This is a genomic window from Ensifer sp. ENS06 (assembly GCF_014852205.1).
Lineage (GTDB): Bacteria > Pseudomonadota > Alphaproteobacteria > Rhizobiales > Rhizobiaceae > Ensifer > Ensifer adhaerens.
Map to the genome: position 1 here is coordinate 125,443 of NZ_JACVBC010000014.1, position 12,391 is coordinate 137,833.

The following is a 12,391-nucleotide window of genomic DNA, read 5'->3' on the forward strand; positions in this document are numbered from 1 at the left end:
GCTTTTTTTCGTACCACGTCAGTCAGACAGGGAGAGACCCATGACAGTGAAAGTCGCCATCAACGGTTTTGGCCGCATCGGCCGCAACGTGCTCCGCGCGATCGTCGAATCCGGCCGCACCGACATCGAAGTCGTTGCGATCAACGACCTTGGCCCCGTTGAGACCAACGCTCACCTGCTGCGCTATGACTCGATCCACGGTCGTTTCCCGGCCGAGGTCAAGGTCGAAGGCGACACGATCACCATCAACGGCGGCAAGCCGATCAAGGTGACCGCGATCAAGGATCCGGCAACGCTGCCGCACAAGGAACTCGGTATCGACATCGCGATGGAGTGCACCGGCATCTTCACCGCCCGCGACAAGGCTGCAGCCCACCTGACTGCCGGCGCCAAGCGCGTCATCGTCTCGGCTCCGGCCGACGGCGCCGACCTGACGGTCGTCTACGGCGTCAACCACGACCAGCTGACCAAGGACCACCTGGTCATCTCCAACGCATCCTGCACGACGAACTGCCTGGTTCCGGTCGTCAAGGTCCTGAACGATACCATCGGCATCAGCCACGGCTTCATGACCACGATCCACTCCTACACCAACGACCAGCCGTCGCTCGACCAGATGCACAAGGATCTGTACCGTGCCCGCGCTGCCGCTCTGTCGATGATCCCGACCTCGACCGGTGCCGCCAAGGCCGTTGGCCTGGTTCTGCCGGAACTGAAGGGCAAGCTCGACGGCACGTCGATCCGCGTCCCGACCCCGAACGTCTCCGTCGTCGACTTCAAGTTCGTCGCCAAGCGCAACACCTCGGTCGAGGAAATCACCAACGCCATCAAGGCCGCCTCCAATGGCGCGCTCAAGGGCGTTCTCGGCTACACGGAAGAACCGCTCGTTTCGCGCGACTTCAACCATGACAGCCACTCCTCGATCTTCGCGATCGACCAGACCAAGGTCGTCGAAGGCAACTTCGTGCGTATCCTCACCTGGTACGACAACGAGTGGGGCTTCTCGAACCGCATGGCCGACACGGCGGTCGCGTTCGCCAAGCTCATCTAAGACAGATGTTTCGCGCCCTCTCCTCAACGACGGTCCGCTGGCGTCCGCTGGAAGGGGAAGGGCTCGAACACCTGACGCTGACAAAAATCGACACCACCGACGGCGCGGTCATCCGCGCCGTCGGCGTTCTGATCGGAAGCCGCGGCGGCACGCCCTATGGCGCGCGCTACCGGATCGACTGCGACGACAGCTGGCACGTTCGCAAATTGATGGTCGACACCACCGATGGCCGCAGCCTGCATCTGCGCTCGGACGTTCCGGGCGAATGGGCGACGGCACGCGGCACGCCCCTCCCCGAATTCGACGGCTGTATCGATATCGACCTCGCGGGAACGCCCTTCACCAACACGCTGCCGATCCGCCGCCTCGGCCTTGTGAGCCAGTCCGGCACCGCCAGACTGAAGATGCTCTACGTGCCGTTCGACACGTTTCAGCCTGTTGTGGACGGCCAGCACTACACCTGCCTCGATGATTTCAGGCTCTATCGCTACGAGGCCGAGGACCGCAGTTTTGCCGCGGAACTGCCCGTAGACGAGGACGGCCTCGTCATCGACTACCCCACCCTTTTCCAAAGACTATCACCGGAGACTATCTGATGACTTTCAAGACCCTCGACGATCTGACCGACATCGCCGGCAAGCGCGTTCTGGTGCGCGTCGATCTCAACGTGCCGGTCAAGGACGGCGTGGTCACCGACGCGACCCGCATCGAGCGCGTCGCGCCGACCATCCGCGAATTGTCCGAGAAGGGCGCCAAGGTCATCCTGCTCGCCCATTTCGGCCGTCCGAAGGGTGAGCCGGTCGCCGACATGTCGCTGAAGACGATCGCTCCGGCCGTCGAAGACGTGCTCGACCAGCGCGTTCATTTCGGCGCCGACTGCATCGGCGACAAGGCCAAGAACGCGATCGCCGAAATGAGCGACGGCGACGTGCTGCTCTTGGAAAACACCCGCTTCCACAAGGGCGAGGAAAAGAACGAGGCCGAATTCGTCAAGGCGCTCGCCGCCAATGGCGACATCTACGTCAACGACGCCTTCTCGGCCGCCCACCGCGCCCATGCTTCGACGGAAGGTCTTGCCCATCACCTGCCGGCCTATGCCGGCCGCACCATGCAGGCCGAACTCGAAGCGCTCGAAAAGGGTCTCGGCCAGCCGAAGCGCCCGGTCGTCGCCATCGTCGGCGGCGCGAAGGTCTCGACCAAGATCGACCTGTTGCAGAACCTCGTGACCAAGGTCGATGCGCTCGTCATCGGCGGCGGCATGGCCAACACCTTCATCGCTGCCAAGGGCATCAATGTCGGCAAGTCGCTGTGCGAGCATGACCTCGCCGACACCGCCAAGGCGATCATCGCCGCTGCCGACAAGGCCGGCTGCGCCATCGTGCTGCCGGAAGACGGCGTGATCGCCCGCGAGTTCAAGGCCGGCGCCGACAACGAAGTCGTCGACATCAACGCCATTCCCGCCGATGCCATGGTTCTCGACGTCGGCCCGAAGTCGATCGCGGCCGTCAATGACTGGATCTCCAAGGCCGAAACGCTGGTCTGGAACGGTCCGCTCGGCGCCTTCGAAATCGCGCCTTTCGACAAGGCCACCGTTGCCGTTGCCAAGCATGCGGCTGCCCGCACCCGTCAGGGCTCGCTGGTCTCGGTTGCCGGCGGTGGTGATACCGTCGCGGCGCTGAACCATGCCGAAGTCGCCGACGATTTCAGCTACGTCTCGACCGCCGGCGGCGCATTCCTGGAGTGGATGGAAGGCAAACCGCTTCCGGGTGTCGACATCCTGAAGCAGAAGTAAGTCATACAACCGGCGCGTGGGAAGCACTCTCACGCGCCGGTCATCAAGAAAAAACCTCATTTATTCAAACGATTAAAAAATTTTAAATCGTTTCAGTCGATTTTCCCGCCATTTTCCTGGACAATTTCACCTGTTACTCGCGCTCCTGCTGGGAGCGTGGCGGTTGCTCCGTGCACCGTCGGCCCTGCAACTGTTTCAGTGTTCGCCTGATCCTGATGATCGGCGCTGTCTAGGGAGAGAAAAAGCATGACGGAAAAACTGGAAGACATCGCCGTCGCCATGGTCGCCAATGGCCGCGGACTGCTTGCCGCCGACGAGTCCACGGCAACGATCAAGAAGCGCTTCGATACGATCGGTCTCGAATCCACAGAAACCTCCAGGCGCGATTACCGCGAGATGCTGCTGCGCGCCGAAAAGGCGATGCGCAAATACATCTCCGGCGTCATCCTCTACGAAGAAACCCTGTTCCAGCATGCGGTCGACGGCACCCAGCTCGTCGACATCATCCGGGCGGCCGGCTCGATCCCCGGCATCAAGGTCGATGCGGGCGCCAAGCCGATGACGAACTTCCCGGCCGAGACAATCACCGAAGGCCTCGACGGCCTTGCCCAGCGGCTGGCGAGATATCACGAGGCCGGCGCACGCTTTGCCAAGTGGCGCGGCGTGATCTCCATCTCCGATACGCTGCCCACCGCCGGTGCGGTTCGCGCCAATGCCCATGCGCTCGCCCGCTACGCCGCCCTTTGCCAGGACGCCGGCATCGTGCCGATCGTCGAGCCGGAAGTGCTGATGGACGGCGCGCCGGGCGATCACTCGATCGATCGCTCCGAACAGGTGACCGAGTGGACGCTGCGGACAACCTTCGAAGAATTGGCGGCCATGCGCGTCAAGCTCGAAGGCATGATCCTGAAACCGAGCATGGTGATCGACGGCAAGAAGGCCCGCAATGCCTCCGTCGCCGAAGTGGCCGAGCGCACCATCCGGGTGCTGAAGCGCACGGTGCCTTCGGCGGTACCGGGCATCGCCTTCCTCTCGGGCGGCCAGTCGACCGAGGAAGCGACCGCCCACCTCTCGGCAATGAATGCCAGCCACGACCTGCCCTGGAAGCTCACCTTCTCCTATGGCCGCGCACTGCAGCAGGAGGCGCTCAATGCTTGGCACGGCAAGGCCGACAACATCGGCGCCGGCCAGCGCGCCTTCTCGCATCGCGCCGAGATGTGCAGCCTTGCCGCCAAGGGTACGTGGAAGAAGGAACTCGAGAAGGCTGCCTAAGCCAGGTCTACCGGATGAGAAGGGGCCGTCCGCCGGCCCCCTTTTTTTCCAAAGGTTGGCGCGCCTGCGAGGTGACGGCTTCGTCGGCGTCGGGGAACTTGTCACCCGGACAAGTTCGCGTCTTTGTGCGGTGTGTCGGCTGCCTTAAGCCTTGGCTTCAGAGCCGACACGATGAGCGCCAACGGCGCCCAACCAGCGAAAGCCAGGACCATGACCTCTGACACCGCGCCGAAATCCGTTGCCTATGTCACCGTCGACGTCTTCACCGACGAGCGCTTCGCCGGCAACCAGTTGGCTGTCATGTCCGACGCCCGCGGCTTGAGCGATCGTCAGATGCAGGCGATCGCGACCGAATTCGGCTATTCCGAAGTCACTTTCGTTTTGCCGCCGCGCGACCCCGCCAACACGGCGGAAGTCCGGATCTTCACGCCGACGACGGAGATCCCCTTTGCCGGTCATCCCAATGTCGGCACGGCCTTCGTGCTCGGCGGGCAAAAGGAAATCTTCGGCCGCGCGCCCGGTAAAATCCTGCGGTTCGAGGAAAAGGCCGGTCTTGTCGAGGCCACATTGCTGCGGGAAGGCGGTGTAGTGGTGGGCGCCACCATCGTCGTACCGCGCAGCCTGACCGTCGGCCCCGAAATCGACGCCGACACCATCGCCGCCTGCGCGTCGCTCGCGCCTGAAGCCGTCAGCAGACGCGTGCATGCGCCGACCCGGCTTTCCGTCGGGCTGCCCTTCGCCGTCGCCGAAATCAAGGATGTCGCGACGCTGTCGTCCGCCCAACCCAATGTCACCGCCTTCCAGGCGGCCAATGCGCGCTACAAACCCGAGGAAGACAGTTTCAGCCTGTTCCTCTACGCTCGCTCGGCAGAGGCGCCATGGCAGATCCGGGCGCGCATGTTCGCGCCGCTCGACAATGTCAACGAGGACCCGGCAACCGGCAGCGCCTCGGCAGCACTTTCCGCCTATCTCGTCTCGCTCATCCAGGAGCAGGATATCGATGTCGAGATCATCATCGAGCAGGGTGTGGAGATGGGGCGCCGCAGCCTCATCGGCGCGCATGTCCGAAAGCAGGGTGGTGTCGTTCGGAAGGTCAGTCTTTCCGGCCATTGCGTCAGCGCCATGCGCGGGCTGATCGACCTCTAGAGCGTCCTTCCTCGCCCTCAGGCGCGGTCGCGCTCCGGCAGAAGCTTCAAGATATCGGCAAACATATCCTGCCATTCGGCGTCGTCCATCTCGAGGAAGCCGAAGCCGCGCAGCAGGAAGACGCCTTCGGTCGCGAGAAACACCATTCGCGCCCTGCGCCCCTCCTCCGTCGAGAGGTCGAGACCATCGAGGCGGGTGCGGTACCAGGCGCGATTCTTCGCCATGTGCTCTTCCCGCTGCAGCAGCGCCGCCATCATGCCGGATGTGCGGGCATTGTCGGCCGTGTTCATCCGGGCGGTCACCGATGCATGGGCACGCATCGCCTTGATCGGATCAGGATCGTCGCCACCCTCCGCCGCTACCGCGGTATCGAACTCGTCGAACCAACGCTGCATCATCGCGTCGATCAGGCCGTCCTTGTTGCCGAAGCAATATTGCACGCCGCCCTTGGTGATGCCGGAAGCCTTGGCGACGGCATCGATCGTCAGGCCGGCCGCGCCGACGGAATTCACCACCGCCTCCGCCGCGTCCAGAACCTTGTCCCGATCGATTGTTCGTCGCCGTCCCATCTTGACTTCCTATTTCAAATCCATACGTACGTATTCAAATAACCAACGACCCTGATTTAAACAAGGCCCAGCCCCCATTTCCCAGTGGCGGCCACCGAGGTGTACCATGCTTCCGCAAAATCGCTGGCTCATTCTGGCCATAGTATCGAGCGCGCTCTTTCTGATCGTCGTCGACATGACGGTGCTCTATACCGCCCTGCCCCGCCTGACCCATGATCTCGGCGCCACCGCGTCGGAGAAGCTCTGGATCGTCAACGCCTATGCTCTCGTCGTCGCTGGTCTTCTACCCGGCCTCGGCACGCTCGGCGACCGGCTCGGCCACAAGAAGCCCTTCATCGTCGGCCTTGCCGTCTTCGGCATCGCCTCGCTGATCGCCGCCTATGCGCCGACACCGGCGATCCTGATCGGTGGTCGCGTCCTGCTCGCCGTCGGCGCTGCCCTCATGATGCCGGCGACGCTGTCGATCATCCGGCTCACGTTCACCGACGAACGCGAACGCGCGCTGGCGATCGGCGTTTGGGCAGCGATCGCTTCGGGCGGTGCCGCGATCGGCCCGGTGCTCGGCGGTTTCCTGCTCGAATACTTCTGGTGGGGCTCGGTCTTCCTCATCAACGTGCCGGTCGTCGCGATGGCCCTCGTGCTCGGCCTCGTCGTGCTGCCGAACAACGCCGGCAATCCGAAACACCCCTGGGACGCGATCGGTTCGCTGCAGATCATGGTCGGCCTCATCGGCCTTGCCTATGCCGTCAAGGAAACGAGCAAGCGCGAGCCGTCGTTGGAAGCGGGTCTCGCTGCCGCCGTGATCGGCGCTATCGCGCTCTTTCTCTTCGTGCGCCGCCAGCGCCGCAGCCCGCATCCGCTGATCGACTTCAGCCTCTTCCGCAATGCGGTGTTTTCCTCCGGCGTTGCCGCAGCGCTCGTGGCATCCGCCTCGATCGTCGGCATCGAACTGGTGCTGAGCCAGCAGCTGCAGCTGGTCGAGGGCTTTTCGCCGCTCGAGGCCGGTGTCTTCATTCTGCCGATCCCCCTTGCGGCTTTCGTCGCCGGCCCGCTGACCGGCACCCTGCTGCCGCGCCTGGGCGCCGAAGTGGTGCTGCGCTCGGGCCTCATCCTGGCGGCTCTCGGTCTTGGCGGCTATCTGCTCGTCCATGAAACCGGCGCGCTCGCCCAGATCGTCACCCTCGTCGTCCTCGGCCTCGGCATCGGTGCGTCCATGACCGCCGCCTCCAGCGCCATCATGTTCAACGCCCCGCCGGAACGGGCCGGCATGGCAGCATCGATCGAGGAGGTCTCGTTCGAGCTTGGCGGCGCGATCGGCATTGCCGTGCTCGGCACCGTCATGTCGGTCGTCTACACCGCCTTCCTCGTCCTGCCGGAGGGGGCTGCAATCCCGCCGATGGCGCGCGACAGCCTCGACGAAGCCCTGCTTCTCGCCGAGAAGCTGCCGGCGGATGTGGCGAGCGAACTGGTGAGCCGTGCCCGCCTCGCCTTCGAAGGAGCGTTTACCGCGGTCGTGATGGTGGCAACAGCAATGCTGTTCGTGACCGGGGCGGCCATTTGGTGGCTGACGGCCGGGCGCGTCAGCGCCCCTCAGGGATCCCGCCAGGCGGGCCACCACTAACAGCAAGCTTCGAGCCGCCGGATGGAAACGACGGTCCGGCGGTCAGCGCAATCCGGCTTCGCATTTCGCGATCGCCTCGACCATCGCCTGGAAGCGAACATGGTGGCGCACCGCGTCGAGGTCGGAATCCTGCTTGAACCAGAGCAACTGGTAGCAGGAGCTCTGCGGCAGCAAGGTTTCGAGAAGATCGAGGGCCGCGTCGATATCGCCAAGGATGCAAAAGACGCAGGCCGTGTTGTAGCGGGCGACCACGTCATCGGGATCGATTGCCAGCGCCCGCGCTGCCCATTCGCGCGCACGGTCGGCCTCGCCCATATGGGCAAGCGCCAGCGCGCCGCGGTGGGCCGGGCCCGAGTTTTCCGGGTTGAGCTCCAGCGCCCGCTCTGCCCGGGCGATGCCGATGCGCGCCCACTGCTTGCGTTCAGTATCCCGGCCGAGCGTGCGATAGGCGCTCATCAGGTGGATCGGTGACAGGTAGTCGTCCGGCCGGATATCGGCGGCACGCTTGAAGAACTGAATCGCCATTTCGAACGCGCCCTGCATGAACAGGAAGCGGCCATAGTGGAAATTCGCCTCGTAGAGCCCGGCATCCAGCGCAAGCGCCTGCTCGAAGGCGGCGACGGCTTCGTCGCATTGGCCGTCCTGGTGCAGCACGAGACCGCGAGACGCATGGGCCTCCGCGAGGTCTGGGTCGAGCGCCAGCGCCTTGTCAGTCATGGACAGGATGCCTTGCAGCGGAAATTCACCCTCGTGCCAGTCGCGAAGTGCCGACTCGCAGTCGGCAATGCCGGCATAGGCGCGGGCAAAATCCGGATCGAGCTCCACCGCCTTCATGAACATGCGCCGCGCGAGCAGGAGATAGGAGCGCGTCCAGGCGTGGGAAAACTGCCGGCCACGCAGATAGTAGGTATAGGCCTCGACGCTTGTCGTCGGGTCGCTTTCGATCGCCCGCCTCTCCGCCGGCAGCAGCTTGATCTTCAACTGGTCGACGATCGCATGGGTGATTTCGTCCTGGATCGCGAAGATATCAGTCAGGTCCCGGTCGTAGCGGTCGGCCCAGAGATGCGTGCCGGTCAGCGCATCGATCAACTGGCCGGTAATGCGCACCCGCGCGCCCGCCTTGCGCACGCTCCCCTCGAGGATGTAGCGGACGCCCAATTCCTGGGCCACCTGCTTCACCTTCACCGACCGCCCCTTGTAGGTGAACACGGTGTTGCGGGCGACGACGTGCAGCTTCGAGATCTTCGAGAGATCGGTGATGATGTCTTCGGTGATGCCGTCGGAGAAGTATTCCTGCTCCGGATCGTGGCTCATATTGGTGAAAGGAAGCACGCCGACCGAGAGCCCGTAGCCATCGTCGAGCACCACCGGGCACGATCCGTTCGGTGCCGACGCGACCTTCGTCGGGGCGCCGAGCGCCACCGAATAGACGTGAACGCCGGCGGCGATGTTCTTCAGCGTGTGTTCGCCCTTGTCGACGAAGCCGACATCCAGGCGCGACCCTACATGATCGCGCACGGAAGCCGAGACGGCGATGCCCGACGGCTCTGCGAGGCCTTCGAGACGCGCCGCGACATTGACGCCGTCCCCGAAGATGTCGCCATCCTCGACGATGATGTCGCCGAGGTGCACGCCGATCCTGAGCTCGATGCGCTTCAGCGGCGACACGCTTTCGTTGCGCAGCAGCATGCCGCGCTGGATATCGACGGCGCAGGCGACCGCGTGCACGACGCTTGCGAACTCGACCAGGATGCCGTCGCCGGTGAGCTTGACGATGCGTCCCTTGTGACGGGTGATCTTCGGATCGACGAGTTCGCTCTTGTGCCGTTTCATGGCGGCCAGCGTGCCGGTTTCGTCAGCGCCGATCAGGCGACTGTACCCCACGACATCGGCAGCGAGAATGGCAGCAAGCCGGCGTTCCAAGAAACCCTCGAAGTCATCTCCCGAATGAGGTTCGCACTTTAGCGCTTTCTTTCCCATCTGTCCTGCGCCCTTTTCTGGTTGAAACGACAGGTTTCGCAACCAAGGTAGCGGCGAGCCGGAGGCGATGGAGTTCCAAAGGTAACGGGGAGTTGCGGCGGGGCGGCCGGGTCAGGGACGGATCAACACCGTCACCATCATCATCACGATGGCGAAGACCGCGATCTTCCAGAAATCGCGACGGCGGCGCAGCCCCGGAATGCCGATCGGCCAGAGGAGCTGAATGGCCATGATCAGAAGCAGAAAAAGGGCGATCGCCTTCTGCATGTTGCCCTCGTCTACCGGGAGGCTGCCTCAACCGGTGAAGCGTTCGCAACACCGGCACTCTTCGTCGCACGCAGCACCGCCTCCCCCGAGGACTAGCGATACGTTGCGCTTGGCAAAAAGGGCTAGTGTTTCCGCGGGCGATTTGCAATGACCGGCCGCCGCATGTTGCGTCATTCGTCTCCCATCGAAGGACAAAACCTGCGGCACTGCCAGACGCTGCAATCAGAAACCGGCTGGCAATTCACCAGGCACCGCCCTAACTTGCTGACGGCAGAACGAATTTCGGATGAATGATGAGAAAGAACCTGCTCCCGGTCGCCGCCCTCCTGCTCGGCACGCTGTTTCTCTTTCTGGGCAATGGTCTGCAGGGGCTTCTTCTTCCCGTGCGCGGCACCGCTGAAGGCTATCCCACCACCGTCCTCGGGCTGATCGGCACATCCTGGGCTGCTGGCTTCGTTCTCGGCTGCTTCTTTGCGCCCACGGTCGTCAAGCGCATCGGCCACGTGCGCGCCTTCAGCGTCTTTGCCTCGCTCATCGCCATCGTCGCGCTAATGACCGGCATCCTGATCGATCCGACCTGGTGGCTGATCCTCAGGGCGCTGACAGGCTTCTCCACTGCCGGCACCTCGATGATCATCGAAAGCTGGCTGAACGAGCGCGCCACCAACGAGAGCCGCGGCGTCATCTTCTCGCTCTATATTGCCATCACGCTCTTCGGCGTCGTCGGCGGCCAGATGATGATCCCCTTCGGCGATACTTCCACCACCATCTTATTCATGATCTGCGGCATCCTCTACTGCGTCGCCATGCTGCCGACGCTTCTGTCCAAGGCTGCCTCGCCGCAACCGCTGAAGAAGGTGAGTCTCGACCTGCGCGGCCTTTACCGCAACTCGCCGGTTTCCTTCCTCGGCATCCTGCTCGTCGGTATTGCCAACGGCGCGTTCGGCACGCTCGGCGCCGTCTTTGGCCGCCAGGCGGGACTTTCCGACAGCACCGTCGCCGCCATGATGAGCGTGGCGATCTTTGCCGGCGCCGTCATGCAGTTACCGGCCGGGCGGCTGTCCGACCGGATCGACCGGCGCTACGTCCTGGCAGCACTTGCCGGAGTCGGCGCTCTCGCAGGCTTGCTGATCTTCCTGGTCGAGCCGACCCAGGTCTGGATCGTGCTGACGCTGATTGCGATCTACGGTGCGGCGGCCAACGCGCTCTATCCGATCGCCGTGTCGCACGCCAACGACTTCGCGACGGCCGAGGACTTCGTTAAGGTCTCCGGCGGCCTGCTGCTGCTCTACGGCATCGGCACCATCATCGGCCCGACGATCGGCGGCCCGGTCATGATGGCGGCGGGCCCCTACGGCCTGTTCATGATCACCGCCTGCGCCCATATCCTGATCACCGCCTACGCCATCATCCGCAGCCGGATGCGCGCACCGGTCCCGGTCTCCGACCGCGACGCCTTCTCGCCGGTCAACGCCGGCACGCCGACGACGCCGGAAAGCCTGCAGCTTTCGCCGCGCGCGGCGCCGTTTGACGAAACACGCAACGAGCCAGACAAAGGTCCGGAATGGGAGGATCAGTCCGATGAGCCTGTTTGACGACGATCGGCCGCAAAAGAAGGTGGCCCATGAAATTGGCAGCGATCTCGCGCTGCTGTCGGTTGACGAGTTGACGCAACGCATCACCCTTCTGACCGAGGAGATTGCACGGCTGGAGGCGGAGCGGACACGCAAGTCCGCTAGCCGCTCGGCCGCCGAGAACCTGTTTCGCTGATCCGGCGGCGTAAGGTCGCACCGCAGCAAAACGAAGCGCGTTTAACGCGGCATTAAGCATTATCTGCGATTGTCAGGGCATCCGGAGCTTTCCGGTTTCAGACAATTTCACCGACTGGCGAATGGGTCTGATTTTTCTCCCTGTTTTACCTTGAGAGCCGCTTTCCGCGGCTCTTTTTTTGTTTTGGCATAGGTTTATCCAAAGAACTGTGGAGATTAACCCTTTCTTAAGAATGCCCTTGCGCGAAATGCGCTATCGGATCATTCTTCAAGCATAGAGACGGGCAAGGATTTATTTCCCATAACCGTCCACTACCTGACTGTCGTGATGCGTTTGAACCAGGGAAAACAGGTCATGTCCGAGAGAGGATTGAATACGGTCAGTTTCGCAGGACACGCGGCGTCCTCGGCACAATTCAAGACCCTCTATTCGGAAGGCATGGGACTGGTCGAGGAAACGGCCACCTATCTCGACGGACCGGGCCGCGCCGCTTCCAAGGTCCTGCCGCGCATGGCATCGGTTCTCTATGCAGCCGAATCCATGCGGCTCACCACCCGCCTGATGCAGATGGCTTCCTGGCTGCTCCTGCAGCGCGCCGTCAACAACGGCGAGATGAGCCGCGATCAGGTGATGTCGGAAAAGAGCAAGGTTCGCCTCGACAGCTTCAACGTCGACAAGGCGGCTCCCGGCTGGGCCGAACTGCCGGAATCCTTCCGCGACCTGATCGAGCGCTCGCTGCGCCTGCAGAACCGCGTCGCCCTGCTCGACCGCGAGATCTATCGCCCGAACGAAGCGGCCGCGATCGTCCCGGACAACCAGAACGGCGTCAAGGCGCAGATCAAGCTGCTGCAGACGGCCTTCGGAACCAACTGACGCCGCGCAGAAAATAGACCTGAGAAATCAAACCCGCCGCAACAGCATTT

Annotated in this window: 12 protein-coding genes; 9 read left to right on the forward strand and 3 right to left on the reverse strand. The window is 63.3% G+C overall.

The features are described 5' to 3' along the window. Positions 1-40: 40 nt before the first annotated feature. From gap to IB279_RS30935, 5 genes are all read left to right on the forward strand, one after another. Entirely contained in the window at positions 41-1,051 is a 1,011-nt protein-coding gene (gene gap, locus IB279_RS30915; RefSeq protein WP_034806178.1) for a type I glyceraldehyde-3-phosphate dehydrogenase, read from the forward strand. 5 nt (positions 1,052-1,056) lie between these two features. Beyond that, positions 1,057-1,647 carry a putative glycolipid-binding domain-containing protein gene (locus tag IB279_RS30920; RefSeq protein ID WP_060605923.1) on the forward strand — a complete coding sequence of 197 codons (591 nt, stop codon included), beginning with the start codon at positions 1,057-1,059 and terminating at the stop codon, positions 1,645-1,647. Next, on the forward strand, positions 1,647-2,843 hold the full coding sequence (locus tag IB279_RS30925) for a phosphoglycerate kinase (protein ID WP_034806155.1): 1,197 nt from the start codon (positions 1,647-1,649) through the stop codon (positions 2,841-2,843). Before IB279_RS30920 ends, IB279_RS30925 begins: the two co-directional genes overlap by 1 nt. Before the next feature lie 246 nt (positions 2,844-3,089). After that, a complete protein-coding gene (locus IB279_RS30930; RefSeq protein ID WP_034806152.1) occupies positions 3,090-4,115 on the forward strand; it encodes a class I fructose-bisphosphate aldolase in 1,026 nt (341 codons plus the stop codon). 210 nt (positions 4,116-4,325) lie between these two features. Continuing rightward, a complete protein-coding gene (locus IB279_RS30935) occupies positions 4,326-5,261 on the forward strand; it encodes a PhzF family phenazine biosynthesis protein (RefSeq protein ID WP_089044530.1) in 936 nt (311 codons plus the stop codon). Positions 5,262-5,278: 17 nt separating this feature from the next. Here the strand turns inward: IB279_RS30935 and IB279_RS30940 are convergent, their stop codons facing one another. Further along, a complete protein-coding gene (locus IB279_RS30940) occupies positions 5,279-5,830 on the reverse strand; it encodes a TetR/AcrR family transcriptional regulator (RefSeq protein ID WP_034806147.1) in 552 nt (183 codons plus the stop codon). 106 nt (positions 5,831-5,936) lie between these two features. Here IB279_RS30940 and IB279_RS30945 point away from each other — a divergent pair, with 106 nt between their 5' ends. Beyond that, the gene (locus tag IB279_RS30945) at positions 5,937-7,451 is read left to right on the forward strand and encodes an MFS transporter (protein ID WP_112771794.1); all 1,515 of its coding nucleotides are present in this window, start codon (positions 5,937-5,939) and stop codon (positions 7,449-7,451) included. A gap of 42 nt (positions 7,452-7,493) precedes the next feature. On the opposite strand, the gene IB279_RS30950 is transcribed toward IB279_RS30945, so the two are convergent. Together IB279_RS30950 and IB279_RS30955 are read right to left on the reverse strand one after the other, a co-directional pair. After that, complete coding sequence (locus IB279_RS30950; protein WP_060581212.1) at positions 7,494-9,374, reverse strand: tetratricopeptide repeat protein; 1,881 nt, start codon at positions 9,372-9,374, stop codon at positions 7,494-7,496. Positions 9,375-9,542: 168 nt separating this feature from the next. Further along, entirely contained in the window at positions 9,543-9,698 is a 156-nt protein-coding gene (locus IB279_RS30955; RefSeq protein WP_090299729.1) for a hypothetical protein, read from the reverse strand. Between the two features lie 293 nt (positions 9,699-9,991). Here IB279_RS30955 and IB279_RS30960 point away from each other — a divergent pair, with 293 nt between their 5' ends. The 3 genes from IB279_RS30960 (at position 9,992) to IB279_RS30970 (ending at position 12,341) form a co-directional block, all read left to right on the forward strand. Further along, complete coding sequence (locus tag IB279_RS30960; RefSeq protein ID WP_192340481.1) at positions 9,992-11,293, forward strand: MFS transporter; 1,302 nt, start codon at positions 9,992-9,994, stop codon at positions 11,291-11,293. Next, positions 11,280-11,468: a DUF1192 domain-containing protein gene (locus tag IB279_RS30965; RefSeq protein ID WP_034806142.1), complete on the forward strand. Its 189-nt coding sequence runs from the start codon at positions 11,280-11,282 to the stop codon at positions 11,466-11,468. The genes IB279_RS30960 and IB279_RS30965 overlap by 14 nt, the downstream gene beginning before the upstream one ends. Before the next feature lie 354 nt (positions 11,469-11,822). Beyond that, positions 11,823-12,341, forward strand: a complete 519-nt coding sequence (locus IB279_RS30970; protein ID WP_034806141.1) for a DUF1465 family protein — start codon at positions 11,823-11,825, stop codon at positions 12,339-12,341. Positions 12,342-12,391 lie beyond the last annotated feature (50 nt).